The sequence below is a fragment of the Streptomyces sp. R-74717 genome, from assembly GCF_047305335.1.
Lineage (GTDB): Bacteria > Actinomycetota > Actinomycetes > Streptomycetales > Streptomycetaceae > Streptomyces > Streptomyces atratus.
The window spans coordinates 9,093,428-9,107,965 of the sequence record NZ_CP102361.1 but is presented as its reverse complement, the minus strand read 5'-3'; the positions used below and the strand labels follow the sequence as shown (position 1 = coordinate 9,107,965).

At 70.2% G+C, this 14,538-nt stretch carries 13 protein-coding genes and 2 pseudogenes; 5 read left to right on the top strand and 10 right to left on the bottom strand.

What is annotated here, in order from left to right; all coding sequences use genetic code 11:
* Positions 1 to 95 precede the first annotated feature (95 nt).
* Complete coding sequence (locus NRF20_RS41085) at positions 96 to 590, bottom strand: DUF1269 domain-containing protein (RefSeq protein WP_398629426.1); 495 nt, start codon at positions 588 to 590, stop codon at positions 96 to 98.
* 127 nt (positions 591 to 717) lie between these two features.
* Between NRF20_RS41085 and NRF20_RS41080 the strand changes: the two genes are divergently transcribed.
* Positions 718 to 1,833, top strand: a complete 1,116-nt coding sequence (locus NRF20_RS41080) for a chemotaxis protein (protein WP_398629427.1) — start codon at positions 718 to 720, stop codon at positions 1,831 to 1,833.
* A gap of 137 nt (positions 1,834 to 1,970) precedes the next feature.
* On the top strand, positions 1,971 to 2,294 hold the full coding sequence (locus NRF20_RS41075) for a plasmid stabilization protein (RefSeq protein ID WP_398629428.1): 324 nt from the start codon (positions 1,971 to 1,973) through the stop codon (positions 2,292 to 2,294).
* 28 nt (positions 2,295 to 2,322) lie between these two features.
* On the opposite strand, the gene NRF20_RS41070 is transcribed toward NRF20_RS41075, so the two are convergent.
* From NRF20_RS41070 to NRF20_RS41035, 8 genes and pseudogenes are all read right to left on the bottom strand, one after another.
* Positions 2,323 to 4,710, bottom strand: a complete 2,388-nt coding sequence (locus tag NRF20_RS41070) for a phosphoketolase (protein WP_413754208.1) — start codon at positions 4,708 to 4,710, stop codon at positions 2,323 to 2,325.
* A 10-nt stretch (positions 4,711 to 4,720) separates the two neighbouring features.
* A pseudogene (locus NRF20_RS41065) lies at positions 4,721 to 6,141 on the bottom strand (NADP-dependent succinic semialdehyde dehydrogenase).
* Positions 6,142 to 6,325: 184 nt separating this feature from the next.
* Entirely contained in the window at positions 6,326 to 6,835 is a 510-nt protein-coding gene (locus NRF20_RS41060) for an ATP-binding protein (RefSeq protein WP_266364703.1), read from the bottom strand.
* Between the two features lie 174 nt (positions 6,836 to 7,009).
* On the bottom strand, positions 7,010 to 9,109 hold the full coding sequence (locus NRF20_RS41055; RefSeq protein WP_413754207.1) for a xanthine dehydrogenase family protein molybdopterin-binding subunit: 2,100 nt from the start codon (positions 9,107 to 9,109) through the stop codon (positions 7,010 to 7,012).
* Between the two features lie 41 nt (positions 9,110 to 9,150).
* Positions 9,151 to 10,137: an FAD binding domain-containing protein gene (locus tag NRF20_RS41050; RefSeq protein WP_413754206.1), complete on the bottom strand. Its 987-nt coding sequence runs from the start codon at positions 10,135 to 10,137 to the stop codon at positions 9,151 to 9,153.
* On the bottom strand, positions 10,134 to 10,700 hold the full coding sequence (locus tag NRF20_RS41045; RefSeq protein WP_266364696.1) for a 2Fe-2S iron-sulfur cluster-binding protein: 567 nt from the start codon (positions 10,698 to 10,700) through the stop codon (positions 10,134 to 10,136). The genes NRF20_RS41050 and NRF20_RS41045 overlap by 4 nt, the downstream gene beginning before the upstream one ends.
* A 137-nt stretch (positions 10,701 to 10,837) precedes the next feature.
* Complete coding sequence (locus NRF20_RS41040) at positions 10,838 to 11,233, bottom strand: hypothetical protein (RefSeq protein WP_413754205.1); 396 nt, start codon at positions 11,231 to 11,233, stop codon at positions 10,838 to 10,840.
* Positions 11,234 to 11,400: 167 nt separating this feature from the next.
* Positions 11,401 to 11,811: pseudogene (locus tag NRF20_RS41035) on the bottom strand (formate dehydrogenase); the annotation flags it as partial.
* Between the two features lie 213 nt (positions 11,812 to 12,024).
* On the opposite strand from NRF20_RS41035, the gene NRF20_RS41030 reads away from it, so the two are divergent.
* Together NRF20_RS41030 and NRF20_RS41025 are read left to right on the top strand one after the other, a co-directional pair.
* On the top strand, positions 12,025 to 12,393 hold the full coding sequence (locus NRF20_RS41030; RefSeq protein WP_398629435.1) for a DUF6479 family protein: 369 nt from the start codon (positions 12,025 to 12,027) through the stop codon (positions 12,391 to 12,393).
* A 123-nt stretch (positions 12,394 to 12,516) separates the two neighbouring features.
* Positions 12,517 to 13,344: a VOC family protein gene (locus tag NRF20_RS41025; RefSeq protein ID WP_398629436.1), complete on the top strand. Its 828-nt coding sequence runs from the start codon at positions 12,517 to 12,519 to the stop codon at positions 13,342 to 13,344.
* 22 nt (positions 13,345 to 13,366) lie between these two features.
* Here NRF20_RS41025 and NRF20_RS41020 read toward each other — a convergent pair whose 3' ends face one another.
* The gene (locus tag NRF20_RS41020; protein WP_398629437.1) at positions 13,367 to 13,888 is read right to left on the bottom strand and encodes a DUF6328 family protein; all 522 of its coding nucleotides are present in this window, start codon (positions 13,886 to 13,888) and stop codon (positions 13,367 to 13,369) included.
* A 193-nt stretch (positions 13,889 to 14,081) separates the two neighbouring features.
* On the opposite strand from NRF20_RS41020, the gene NRF20_RS41015 reads away from it, so the two are divergent.
* Positions 14,082 to 14,471 carry a VOC family protein gene (locus tag NRF20_RS41015; RefSeq protein ID WP_351202509.1) on the top strand — a complete coding sequence of 130 codons (390 nt, stop codon included), beginning with the start codon at positions 14,082 to 14,084 and terminating at the stop codon, positions 14,469 to 14,471.
* Positions 14,472 to 14,538: the final 67 nt, after the last annotated feature.

The following is a 14,538-nucleotide window of genomic DNA, read 5'->3' as shown; positions in this document are numbered from 1 at the left end:
GGGCGTAAGGGAGAGGGAGAGGTATGGAGAGATGAGGAAATGGGGGTGAGGCAGAGACGGTGCGGGGAACCCGGACGGCCGGGCTCCCCGGTCGGTCAGGCCGCGTCCTCGCCGAAGATCTCGCGCAACCGCGCCTCGCTCTGCGTGTCCAGGTTGCTGTGGAGCAGTTCGGCGCCGCCGCCGGGCAGGGCGTCGCTGATCCGGTCGGGCACCTCGTTCATGGTCAGCAGGAACAGGGCCGAAGTCCCGGGCGTCACCTTCTCCTTGACCTCGGCGATGAAGTCGTCGTCGATGCCGACATCGGCCAGCTTGCCGCCCAGCGCCCCGGCCGCCGCACCGATCGCGGCGCCCAGCAGCGGCATCAGGAAGATCAGCCCGAAGAGCATTCCCCAGAACGTGCCGCTCAGTGCGCCGGCACCGACGAGGTCGATCAACTGCTTGGTCCTGGGCTTCGCCCGGTCGGCGGGCCAGCTGACCACGGCCGCGTCGAGGATCTTGATCAGCCCCTGCTTCTGGAGGGACTTGAGCGTGGTCTCCGCGTTCTCCGCACCCTCGGCCGACTGGAACTTCCACACGGTGAGCGTGGACATCGCGCGTACCTCCTGAGACCGACTATGAAGAACTCGCTCATATTAGGATCAAAAGGTATGAATTGACTCGTCGAATACACCCGCTTCACTCGGGAGCGGATGCCAGCCGAAGCCCTGGGAGACAACGATGGATGCGGACGCCCTGACCGTCGGCCTGTTGCAGGAACTGCGGGCGGCCAAGACCTATCCGGCCCTGTCCCTGACCATGCCGACGCACCGCCGCGCTCCGGACAACGCCCAGGACCCCGTTCGGCTGCGCAACCTGGCGTCCGAGGCCGTCAGCCGGCTGGAAGCGGATCCCGCGGTCACCCGCGAGGCCCGGAACGCCATCAAGGAACAGCTCGACCGGGCGGTCGACGAGGTGGACCCCCGCCGGGCCCTGGACGCCCTGATCGTCCTCGCCACCGCCGACGAGCACCAGATCTGGCAGCTTCCCCGTACTGCACCCGAGCGGGTGGTCCTCAGCGACACCTATCTGACCCGCAACCTGGTCGCAGCGAAGGCCCAGGCCCAGCCGTTCTGGGCGCTCACCGTGTCGGCCGAGCACGCCGCCCTGTGGAGCGGCACGGCGGACGCCCTGCACGAGGAGCAGACCGGCGGATTCCCGCTGACGGCTCCGAGGGAGGCACCGAACCCGCAGCGCGAGGAGCGGATCGGCGACACCCCGAGCACCTTCAGCGACGAGGAGACGCGCAACTTCCTGCGCACCGTCGACGAGAAGCTGCGCGCGGTACTGGCCACGGACCCGCGCCCGCTGTATCTGATCGGCCTCGCCCCCGCGCTCGCCCTGCTGGACGAGGTCGGCGAGAGCGCCAAGTCGGCCGTGGGCCGGGTCACCAAGGGTGTACCGGCCGACATGACACCGGCCGGCCTGCTCAAGGAGCTGCGGCCGGCGCTCGCCGAGCGGCAGCAGCGGTTCGCGGCGGAGATCGACGGCAGACTGGACGAAGCGCGTGGCCGCCGTGCCTTTGCAGGTGGTCTCGACGAGGTGTGGGCCGCGGTACGGGAGGGCCGCGCCGGACTGGTCGCGGTGGAGGAGCACTTCCAGCAGACGGTACGGGTGACGGACGAGCACCTCGAACCGGTGAGCGGTGGAGCCGCGGACCTCACGGACGGCTCGGTCCGAGAGGACATCGTCGACGAGCTCGTCGAGGCGGCACTGGACAGCGGCACCGACGTGGTCTTTCTCGCGGACGACTCGCTCGCGGAGTACGGACGGATCGCGGCGGCCCTGCGCTACTGAACAGCAGGGCAGCACGCTACGCCGCATCGGGTACGCGGCAGGCATGCGGGCTCCGGGGGCCGCTGGGACACTGAGGAAGGGCCCGATCGAGCCCCGGGCCCGAGTCCTGGGGCAGATCCCAGGGAGAGGAGCGCGCCATGCCACGCGGATCCAACGCCAAACGGGAACGGCAGTACGAACACATCAAGGAGAGCGCACAGGAGCGCGGGGTCAGCGAGGAACGGGCCGAGGAGATCGCGGCCCGTACGGTCAACAAGGAGCGCGCCCGCGCCGGCGAGTCGAGGACCGCGAGCCGTACCTCCATCGAGGACATGTCGCCCTCGCGGCGCGGCGGTCTGCGCTCCCACAGCGGAGCCGAGGGGCCTACTCGCGACCAGCTCTACGAAGAGGCGAAGAGGAAGAACGTCCACGGACGGTCCCACATGACGAAGGCCCAGCTGGCAAAGGCTGTCGGCCGCTGAGCCCACGTCGCAGGAACCCGGGGCGGTGTCAGCCGCTCCAGGTCCAGTCGGCCACCTCGGGCAGGTCCGTGCCGTGTTCACGGATCCAGGCGTGGTGGCGGGTACGGACATCCGCCATCGCCTGACGTACCGCCACGGCACGGACGCCGAGGCCGGGCACCCGATCGATGGCATCCATGACCAGCCGGTAGCGGTCCAGGTCATTGCGCACCACCATGTCGAAGGGCGTGGTGGTGGTGCCCTCCTCCTTGTAGCCCCGCACATGCAGATGGGCATGGCCGGCCCGCCGGTAGGCCAGCCGGTGGATCAGCCACGGGTAGCCGTGGTAGGCGAAGATCACCGGGGTGTTCCTGGTGAACACCGCGTCGTACTCGGAGTCCGGCATGCCGTGCGGGTGCTCCCCGTGGGGCAGCAGCCGCGTCATGTCGACCACATTGACCACCCGTACCGCCAGTTCCGGCAGATGCCTGCGCAGCAGATCGGCTGCCGCCAGAGTCTCCAGCGTGGGTACGTCACCGGCGCAGGCGAGCACCACGTCGGGTTCGCGGCTGCCGTCCTCCGTGCCCGCCCACTCCCACACACCTGCTCCGCGGGCGCAGTGCGCCCGGGCCTCGTCCATGGTGAGCCAGTCGAAGCTCGGCTGTTTGCCCGCCACGATCACATTCACGTAGTCCCGGCTGCGCAGCGCATGGTCGGCGACGGAGAGCAGGGTGTTGGTGTCCGGCGGCAGGTAGACCCGTACGGCTTCGGGGCTCTTGTTGAGGATGTGGTCGACGAAGCCCGGGTCCTGGTGGGAGAACCCGTTGTGGTCCTGGCGCCAGACGTGCGAGGTGAGCAGATAGTTGAGCGAGGCGATGGGGCGGCGCCAGGCCAGCCGGCGGGACGTCCTGAGCCATTTGATGTGCTGGTTGACCATCGAGTCGACGATGTGGGCGAACGCCTCGTAGCAGGAGAAGAGGCCGTGCCGGCCGGTGAGGAGGTACCCCTCCAGCCAGCCCTGGCACAGATGCTCGGAGAGCACCTCCATGACGCGTCCGTCGCGGGAGAGGTGCTCGTCGGTCGGCAGGATCCGCTCCTGCCATGCCTTGCCGGTGGACTCGTAGATGGCGTCGAGTCGGTTCGACGCGGTTTCGTCGGGGCCCACGACCCGGAAGTCTCGGCGTTCGGAGGTGGCGGCCATGACGGCCTCCAGCAGGCCGCCGAGCACCCGCGTCGGCTCGTGCAGCACGGTGCCGGGCTTGTCGACCTCGACGGCGTGGTCGTCCAGCGGCGGGATGGGCAGATCGCGCAGGAGCAGACCGCCGTTGGCGTACGGGGTCGCGCCGAGCCGGGCGGTGCCTTCGGGCACGCAGTCGAGCACCTGGGCAGTGGGGCGCCCCGATGTGTCGAAGAGTTCCTCCGGCCGGTAGGAGCGCATCCACGCCTCCAGCTGGCGCAGATGTTCGGGGTTGTCCCGGACGCCGGGCAGCGGGACCTGATGGGCGCGCCAGGTGCCCTCGACGGGCACCCCGTCGACCTCGGCCGGTCCGGTCCAGCCCTTGGGGGTGCGCAGCACGATCACCGGCCAGTGCGGGCGCTCGGTGTCGCCGCCGGTACGGGCGGCGGCCTGGAGCTCCCGGATGCGGTCGACGGCCCGGTCCATCGCGGCGGCCATCGCCCGGTGGACGGTGAGGGGATCGTCGCCGCCGACATACAGGGGGTCGTGCCCGTAGCCGCGCAGGAGGGCGTCGAGTTCCGGCTCGGGGAGGCGGGCGAGAACGGTCGGGTTGGCGATCTTGTAGCCGTTGAGGTGGAGGATCGGGAGGACGGCTCCGTCGTGCACCGGGTCGAGGAATTTGTTGGAGTGCCAGGACGCGGCGAGCGGTCCGGTCTCGGCCTCTCCGTCGCCGATGACGCAGGTGACGAGCAGGTCCGGGTGGTCGAGGGCGGCACCGTAGGCGTGGGTGAGGGCGTAGCCGAGTTCGCCGCCCTCGTGAATGGAGCCGGGAGTCTCCGGTGCCACATGACTGGGCACCCCGCCGGGGAAGGAGAACTGTTTGAACAGCTGCCCCATGCCCTGGGCGTCACGGCTGACGTCGGGGTACGTCTCCGAGTAGCTGCCCTCCAGCCAGGAGTTGGCGAGGACGGCGGGTCCGCCGTGGCCGGGGCCCCAGACGCACAGGCCCTGGATGCCGCGGGACTTGATGACGCGGTTGAGATGGGTGTGGACCAGGTTCAGTCCGGGTGAAGTGCCCCAGTGGCCGAGCAGGCGCGGCTTGATGTGCTCCCGGGTGAGCGGCCGGGTCAGGAGCGGGTTGGCCATCAGATAGATCTGGCCCACGGCCAGATAGTTGGCGGCCCGCCAGTGCGCGTCGAGGGTTGCGATCTCTTCGTCGGAGGGGCCGGGCGTCACTGCCGGGTGGGCGGCATGACTCATGTTGTGTCTCCTAGGACGTGGCGCCGACGGGCTCGGGGCCGTACCAGACCGTGGTCGCGTTGCAGAATTCGCGGATGCCGTGCCCGGCGAGTTCACGTCCGTAGCCGGAGCGCTTCACGCCGCCGAAGGGCAGCGCGGGATGGGACGCCGTCATGCCGTTGAAGAAGACACCACCCGCCTCCAGATCGCGCACACAGCGACGGGCCTCGTCCGCGTCGCGGGTCCATACGTTGGAGCTGAGGCCGAAGGGGCTGTCGTTGGCGAGCGCCACGGCTTCGTCCAGCCCTTCGACGCGGTAGAGCGTGGCGACGGGGCCGAAGGTCTCCTCTCGGTGGATGCGCATGCCGGTCGTGATCCCGGTGAGGACGGTGGGGGCGTAGAACCACCCCCGCTCCAGCTCGGGACCCAGGCCGTCGGGCCGGCCGCCTCCGCAGAGCACGCTCGCGCCCTGCCGTACCGCGTCGTCCACCAGCTCCTCCAGGTCGGCGCGGCCCTGTTCGCTGGAGAGCGGTCCGACGTCGGTGGATTCCTGCAGCGGGTCGCCGACCGTCAGATCGCGCATGCCCACGGTGAACCGCTCGGCGAACTCGTCGTACACCTCTGTGTGCACGATGAACCGTTTGGCGGCGATGCAGGACTGGCCGTTGTTCTGCACCCGGGCGGTCACGGCGGTACGGGCGGCCCTGGCGACGTCCGCCGACGGCATGACGAGATACGGGTCGCTGCCGCCCAGTTCCAGCACGGTGTGCTTCACCTCGTCGCCGGCGATCGACGCGACCGAGCGGCCGGCTCGCTGCCGGTGAGGGTGGCGGCGGCGACCCGGCGGTCGCGGAGGATCGACTCGACCGCTCCGGATCCCACCAGCAGAGTCTGGAAGCATCCCGCGGGGAATCCGGCGCGGCGGAACAGGCCTTCCAGATACATCGCCGTCTGCGGGACGTTCGACGCGTGCTTGAGCAGGCCGACGTTCCCGGCCATCAGCGCGGGGGCGGCAAATCGTACGACCTGCCAGAGCGGGAAGTTCCACGGCATCACGGCAAGGACGGCGCCCAGCGGGCGGTAGTGGACGTAGGCCCTGGAGGCACCGGAGTCCTGCACATCGTCCGGCGGCGGATGCTCGTCCGCGAGGAGTTCTTCGGCGTGGGCCGCGTACCAGCGCATCGCCTTCGCACACTTGGCGGCCTCCGCTCGGGCCGCCTTGACGGGTTTGCCCATTTCGGTGGTCATGGTGCGCGCGATGTCCTGTACGTCCTCGTCCAGAAGACCGGCGGCCAGGTTCAGCAGGCCGGCCCGCTCGTTAAATCCGGTGGTGCGGTACTGCCGGAACGCGGTGTCGGCGGCGTCGAGCTTCTGCTCGATCTCCGCCTCTCCCAGTGCGTCGAACGTTCTGAGCGTCTCGCCGTTCGCGGGGTTGACCGTCGCGATGGGCATGACTGTGGCCTCCTTGCCTCGGTACTTCGACCGTGCAGCGCCGCGCGCCGTGCCGCAACGCGGGCCCTGCCGCGCGGACACCCGACCGGCGCGGACCATGCGTGCGGTGCGCACGCCGTCCGCGCCGGGAGGTGAAGCGTTCAGCGGGTACGGAAGCAGGCAGTACCGGTCCTGGTGGCGCGACTCAGACGAGAACGGGGGCGGAGTCGGACGCCGTCGTGGTTTCGGGAACGGGATCCGCAACGGCGACGGGCGGACGACGGAACTCGCCCACACCGGGCAGTGGCGGCAGCGGCACCAGGTCGACGGTGCGCGGCTCCTTCGCGTACCGGGTGAACCAGACGACTTTGCCGTCGGCCGTGCGGCAGGTGCCCCAGCTGTCGCTCAGGGCCATGACGCGGCTGAGACCACCGCCGCCGCTGCTGAGCAGCCGCGGCATCTCGGAGCCGTTGTCGGCGACAGAGACCGTGAGATGCCGCCCGGACCAGCGGATTTCGACGACACAGTTGTTGTCGTCACCGACATGCCGGTGGACATTGGTCAGCAGCTCCTCCACACCGCGGCACACCGGCCGGATATGAAGTTCGAGACTCCAATGGCGGAGGTGCGCGGCGATGATCCGCCGCAGCTGCGATACACGCTCTGCCGAAACCTGGAGTTCGACCAGATAGTGCCGGTCGAATTGAACGGTCATTGTCGAGGCTCCTCACATCGAGGCCCACTGACTTCGCCCCATTGAACCAACGACCCCCCACATACGAAGAGTGAGCAGATATGACTTCTGGGTCACTCAACAGGGTGACCCTGCAGAGCCGGTTGCGCAACACAGGGGCCGACGGGTCTGCCGTACAGCAAGCATCTGCCCAGGTCAGAGCAGATACGGCAGCAGCGTGTCCGGGGTGAGAGGAAGGCTGCGCAGCCGGACGCCGGTGGCGTGCCGGACAGCGTTGCCGACGGCCGCCGCGGCGCCGACGATGCCGATCTCGCCGATGCCCTTGCTGCCCATCGGGTTGAGATGCGGGTCGTCCTCGTCGATCCAGTGCACCTCGATCTCCGGTACGTCGGCGCAGACCGGCACATGGTAGGAGGCGAGATCGCTCTCGGTGAAGTCGCCGAAGACGGGGTCCATGGTGCTGCCCTCGGTCAGGGCCATACCGATTCCCATGGTCATACCTCCGATGAACTGGGAGCGTGCGGTACGGGGGTTGAGGATGTGCCCGGCGGCGAAGACACCGAGCATCTGGCGCACCCGTACTTCTCCGGTGCGGGAGTCGACAGCGACCTCGGCGAATTGCGCGCCGAACGCGTGCCGTGCGTACGGAGACTCCTCGGAGGTCTCCTGCTCGGTGTCCGCGAAGATCGTCAGTCCCTCGGCGGGAAGGGGGCCGGTGCGCTCGCGCAACTGCCGCAGAAGGGCGGTGGACGCCTTGTGCACGGACCAGCCCCAGGAGGCCGTGCCCGAGGAGCCGCCGGCCAGCGGGGCGTCGGGCAGTTCGCTGCTGCCGATGTCGATCCGGACGTTCTCCACCGGGGTGTCCAGTACGGAGGCCGCGATCTGCGCGAGTACGGTGCGGGCGCCGGTGCCGATGTCGGTGGCGTTGACCTGGACGCGGTACGAGCCGTCGGGGGCCGCGTGCGCCGAGGCGCTGGAGCCGAAGAGGTACACGGGAAACGTGGCGGACGCGACGCCCGTACCGACCAGCAGCGGACCCTCTTCACGGACCGCGGGGCGCGGATCGCGGTCGTACCAGCCGAAGCGTGCGGCACCCTCCTCCAGACAGGCGGCGAGGCCCCGGCTGCTGAACGGGCGGCCGGAGTCGGGTTCGTCGACCGGATCGTTGCGCAGGCGCAGTTCGACGGGGTCCATGCCGAGTGCGGCGGCGAGTTCGTCCATGGCGGACTCCAGCGCGTACAGGCCCGGGGCCTCGCCCGGTGCGCGCATCCAGGAGGGGCTCGGCACATCCAGGGCGGTCACACGATGGGTGGTACGGCTGTGAGCCGACCCGTACATGATGCGGGTCGGGACGGCCGCCTGCTCCACGAACTCCTTGATGGTGGAGGTCTGGGTGATCACCTCGTGGGAGACCGAGGTCAGGGTGCCGTCGAGTTCGGCACCGAGCCGGAGGCGCTGCACGGTGGGCGAGCGGTGGCCGACCACGGCAGCCAACTGCCGCCTGGGCAGAACGACCTTGACGGGGCGTCCGGTGTGGCGCGCGGCCATGGCCGCCAGGACGGTCTGCGGGCGTGTCGTGCCTTTGCAGCCGAAGCCGCCCCCGACGTGTTCGGCGACCACGGTGATCTGCTGCGGCCGGAGCCCGAAGGCGGCGGCGAGGCTCTCACGGACCGCGGTGGACCCCTGATTCGAGTCGTAAACGTGCAGATGCCCGTCCTGCGTCCACTGCGCGGTGGAGGCGTGCGGCTCCATGGGGTGGTTGTGCAGGGCGCCGATGGTGTAAGTGGCGTCGACCTGTACGGGTGCCCTGGCGAAGGCCCGGTCGACGTCCCCGCGTTCGCGGACGGCGGGGTACTCGCCGTTGACGGTCTCCGGCGTGTACAGGCCGGGGTGGTCCTCGGACAGGAGGACATCGTGCTCGGCGGTTTCGTACGCGATCTGCAGCGCCTCGGCCCCGGCACGGGCCTGGTCGAGCGTGTCGGCCACCACGAGCGCGACGTGCCAGCCCCGGTGCGGGACCCGGTCGTCCTGGAGGACGGCGAGGATCGGGTCGTCGGGCTGCTTCAGCCGCGGGGCGTTGTCGTGGCTGAGGACTGCGTGCACGCCCGGCAGGGCCAGCGCCTCGTCGGTGTGGACGGCGCTGACGCGGCCGCGGGCGATGGTGGCGGGGACGGGCCAGCCGTACAGACAGCCCGGCGGGGTGTGCTCGGCGGCGTAACGGGCGGCGCCCGTGACCTTGTCCCGGCCCTCGCGACGTGCGGCGGGGGTGCCCAGTGGTGGAGGGGCCTGGCTCATGACGGGTCCTCACGTCTGCGGGTCGGCGTTTGTGCGGTTGCTCAGCTGTCGGCGGCGAGTTCGGCCAGCGCGTCGACGGCCAGACTGCGGGCGAGGCCCACCTTGAACGCGTTGTCGCGCAGCGGCCGGGCCGCGGCGAGTTCGGCGTCCACGGCCCGTTCGAAGGTCTCGTCGGTCGCGGGTGCGCCCCGGAGTGCGCCTTCTGCAACGTGTGCGCGCCAGGGCCGGTGGGCCAGCCCGCCGAAGGCCAGCGCCGCATGCTCGATCCGGCTGTCGCGGACGCTCAGTACCGCGGCGACGGACACGAGGGCGAACGCGAACGAGGCGCGGTCGCGGGCCTTTCGGTAGAGGGAACCGGCGCCGTCCGGGCGCGGCGGCAGGACCACCTCGGTGATGAGCTCGCCGGCCCGGATCTCGGTGTCCCGGTGGGGGGTGTCGCCCGGCAGCCGGTGGAATTCGGTGGCGGGTACGGTGCGTTCGCCGTCCGGCCCGTGCAGTTGGACGGTGGCGTCGAGCGCGGACAGGGCCACGGCCATGTCGGACGGGTGCGTGGCGACGCAGTGCTCGGAGTGGCCGAGTACGGCGAGATCGCGGTGGGCGCCTTCGAGGGCGGGGCAGCCGGTGCCGGGTTCCCGCTTGTTGCACGGCTTGGAGGTGTCCTGGAAGTAGGGGCACCGGGTGCGCTGCAGCAGGTTGCCGCCGGTCGTGGCGGTGTTGCGGAGCTGCCCGGATGCGCCGGACAGCAGTGCCTGCGACAGGACGGGGTAGCGGGTGCGTACGACGGGATGGGCGGCCAGGTCGCTGTTGCGTACGGTCGCGCCGATGCGCAGTCCGCCGTTGTCGGTGTCGCCCACCTGGTCCAGGGGCAGTCGGCTGATGTCGATGAGCAGGTCGGGGGTTTCCACTCCGAGCTTCATCAGGTCGACGAGGTTGGTGCCGCCGCCGAGGAATCCGGCGCCGGGGTGGGCGGCGCTCTCACGGACCGCTTCGGCGGTGGACCGGGCGCGGAGGTAGCCGAAGGGTTTCACGGCGCCACGTCCTCGATCGCCTCGACGATACGGGGGTAGGCGCCGCAGCGGCACAGGTTGCCGCTCATCCGCTCGCGGATCTCGGGGATGTCGAGCGGCGCCGGGGCGGATACGGGTGCGGTGCGAGCGGTGACATCGGACGGGAAGCCGTCCGCCGCCTCGCCGAGCATGCCGACGGCCGAGCAGATCTGGCCGGGTGTGCAGTAGCCGCACTGCAGGGCGTCGCGGTCCAGGAAGGCTTCCTGGACGGGGTGGAGCCGGTCGCCGTCGGCGAGGCCCTCGACGGTGGTGATGCGGGCGCCGTCGTGGGCGACGGCGAGCAGCAGGCAGCTGTTGGCGCGCCGTCCGTCGACGATGACGGTGCACGCCCCGCACTGTCCGTGGTCGCAGCCCTTCTTCGCGCCGGTGAGGCCGAGGTCTTCGCGGAGCGCGTCCAGGACCGTGGTGCGGTGATCGAGCGTCAGGGTCTGCTCGGTTCCGTTGATGTGCAGTGTCAGGGTGGAACGGTCGCCGGTTGCTCCCGGCTGTTGCGCACCGTCGTCCCGCCCGCGAGAGGGGTCCACTCACTCGCACCTTTCAGGGGTGGCCTTTTGTCCGCTTTCTATCAGATATGCAATACCTTCCTGCTTCATTGCTCCGTCGTCGGGCCGCGGCCTGTCGGCCTGTCGGCTCTCCCGGCTTCTCAACTCTCCCGGCTTGCTCAGCCCTCCCGGCTTTTCAGGCGGAGGCGTACCTCTTCCTCCTGGTCCCCGGAGACCGTCCCGACGACCCGTACGTCGAAGGCATGCGCCAGGCTCCGCCGGAGCCGTTCGCACGCCCAGTAGCCGCCCTGCACATCGACCGACACGGGACCGCCGAGTGAGACCGGTCCCGAGACCACCCTCTCCTCGGTGACATCGACGGTCGCCACCCATGCGGTGGGGCGCCTTTCCGCGAGCTTCTTCGGTACGTCGACCGAGGCCCGGTCGGTGGTGAAGGCGGCCCGCAGCGCGTCGAAGACCATCCGCGCGTCGCCCGTATCGCACCCGCTGATGACGACCGAGACCTCGTCGCTGTGCAGGCTCTCCTCCGTCTGCTTCTCCTTGATGCTGTTCACCGCGATTCCTTCCGCTCGGCGTTGTGTGGCGCGTCCCCGCGCTGGGGGCCGACGGTGCAGACGGGGTCCTCGGCGGAGGCGATGCCTGCCGCGAAGATCCCGAAGCGTGTGCATGTCGAACCGGCGAGCAGTGCGAGCCCGGCCCCGACGGCGGCCGGTCGGCCGCGGCCGCCGAGGCGCGCCGCCATACCGAGCGTGCGGGCCGTGCGGAGCCCCTCGCGCTCCCACTCCCAGGTCCTGCGCCGGGTCTCGACCACCCGGTCGGCGACCATGTCCATGGCGGTATCCAGGTCGAGCGGCTCCCAGTCGGTCGCGTACGGGCGCCGGTACAGCACCTGGTGGCGGCGGGACGGGCCCGTGGTGAGCTGGAGCGTCGCGGAACCCTTCGGGCAGAGCCGTCCCCGGCTGATCGGCGAATCGGGGTCACCCTCGATGTGTACGACCCGGTCGGACGTGACGGTGCGGGGCCTGAGGTCCTCCGTCGCAGGCGACATCGCGGCACGCCCTCTGCCCAGCGGATCACCGCCGGTCAACTGTCGGTGGACCGGCCACCGGCTGAGCGGATTCGGCAGTCCCATCGCTTCCCTCCAACGATTCGAGGATCCTCTCCAGGCTCGCCCCACGGCTGGGTGACGGCGACACGAGGCCGTCGGCAAGCGGATGGCCCAAGGCACCGGGGCCCCGCTGATCGCTCTCGTGAGACCGAAACACTTTTAGGTTTATATCCACTTAAAACATGAATTTCAGAGTCATTACCGAGTGATGCCTCCGACTCGGGGTATCCGGGAGGCATGGACGTATCGAACGGAGACCTCAGTTCGCTGGCCCTCACCCTCGCCGACGGGCGGGGCGCGGCCGGGGTGATCATGGGCATTGTCGGAGTGGCGCTGGTGGGCGTGCTGATCGGTGCCGTCTGGCTGGGCAGGCGGCGCCGAGCCCAGGAGCTGCCTCCGCCCCGGCCCGACGAGCAGCCGCTGCGGCCCGACCACCGGAGCCATATCGAGCAACGCGATGTCCACGGCGACGACAGCTTCCCGCCCGACGGCCGGGGCCTGTCCCCCTATGAGCTCGGTGACCACGGCAGCGAGACCATCCATCGCGACAGCGACGAGCAGCGTGACAGGCCTCCGGGAGACCAGGGGACGCAGACGCCTCGCTGAGCGCCGCGGCGAGGCAGGCGGCGGCGCCGCGTGTTGCGGGAGCGACCGCTCGCGGTGAGGCTGGTGAGGCTCCGACGGCCGCCGTCACACGCGGGCCGCAGAACCGATGAAGGCAGTAGGACCATGACCGGAAGCCATCCTGGGACGGCATCGATGCCGGCGCCGCTGACCGGATCCGCAGCGCCCTGCTGGGTCAACCTCATGACCCGCGACCTGGAATCCGCACAGACGTTCTACGCCGCCGTGCTGGGCTGGAGCTTCCGGCCGGGCAAGCTGGGGCAGGAGTTCTCCGTCGCACGCCGCGGGGACGTGCCGGTCGCCGGCATCGGCGCGGTGGCGACCGCCTACCGGGTGGCCGTGGCCTGGACCCCGTACTTCGCCGTCCCCGACGCCGACGCGGCAGCCTCACGCATCCGTGAGCGCAGCGGCACGGTCGCGGTGGGACCGCTGGCACTCGGCAAGGGGCGCGGGGCCCTGGCGGCGGACCTCGACGGTGCGGTGTTCGGCATCTGGGAGCGGACCGAGCCCGCGACTTCGCCCCCCGCGCAGGACGACCGCTCGCACGCCTGGCTGCGGCTGCACACCAGGAACGCCTTCGATGCGGCGATCTTCTATGGCGGGGTGCTCGACTGGGCGAGCGGGCGGCCCGGGTGTTGCGAGGTGTCGTACGAGAAGGACGAGGTCATCGTCGAGTGCGAGGGGCGTCAGCTCGCCCGGATCAGCTCCGGTGCGGTGGAGGCGGCACCCGATCCGCTGGTCCGCCCGCACTGGCAGGTCCACTTCCCCGTCGCCGATCTGGCGGCCACCGTCGAGGCGGCGCGGCAGCACGGCGGCAGTCTGGTCGAGCAGCGTCCGCTGGGGCAGGGCAGCGAGGCGACCCTGCTGGACCCGGACGGCGGGATCTTCACGGTCACGGACGTCCGGGGCCCCGTTGCCGGCGATTCCGGCTGAACGGACCACCCTCGCGCAGCGGTCACTTCTCGCGTTCGGGTGAGGGTGAGGAGCGGGCCAGCGCCCAGGCCGGGAACACGAACCAGCAGACCACGAACCACAGCGCCATGCCGCCGACCAGCCACAGGGCGAGGGGGTTGTGCAGGGCCACCCGCAGGATGAGCAGCAGCGCGGAACACATGGTGCACAGCAGCAGGGCCAGCCCGATCACCGTCAGTCGTGACGCCCAGGTGACCGTCTGCGGCTTGAGCCGTCGTCCGGTGAGCAGCCGGTGGTACGACACGGGCCCGATGAGGGCGGCGACGGTGGCGGAGCCCAGCATCACGGTGACCACGTAGATGGTGCGGTCGGTGTCCGACAGCTCGGTGAAGCGCGGCTGGAAGACGACGGCGAGCAGGAAGCCGAACAGGATCTGGACGCCCGTCTGGGCCACCCGCAGTTCCTGGAGCAGTTCGTTCCACTGCCGGTCCGCCCGTTCCTCCGGCGTCTCGTGGCGGCCTGTGTCGCGGCCCGGGCCGCCGGGGAGGTGGGATGCCGAGGTCACCGTGAGCCTCCGTCCGAATGCGCGGAGTACTTCGCCTTCCCCTCCTCCCCCACCGTAGACCTCGCGGCGGGCACACCGGGCCTCGACGACCGGCACGACGCCGCCTAGGATCTTGAGTACGGCATCGCGCGTCGGTCACCGGCCGGGTGAGGCGTGGAGGTGCCCGTGAGATGCCCGTTGGAGGCATTCCACAGTGTCAGTCGAGTTGAATCACACCATCATTCACGCCCGGGACAACCGGGAATCCGCCGAGTTCCTGGCGAACATACTGGGTCTGGAAGTCGGCGGGGAATGGGGCCCGTTCATACCGGTCGCCACCGCGAACGGGGTCACCCTGGACTTCGCGACCATTCCCGAGGCGTCGATCGTCATGCAGCACTACGCCTTCCTCGTCTCGGAGGCGGAGTTCGACACGGCGTACGCCCGCATCAAGGAGCTCGGGATCACCTACTACGCGGATCCGCATCGGAAGCATCCGGGCGAGATCAACCACAACGACGGCGGCCGAGGCATCTACTTCCTCGATCCCGCCGGTCACGCCATGGAGATCATCACGCGCCCGTACGGGGGCTGGACCTCGTAACACGACGTACTGGAAAGGGGGTTCGGCCGGGGTGCCTGCACGGGTTCCGGCCGGGCCGCTCCGCGTC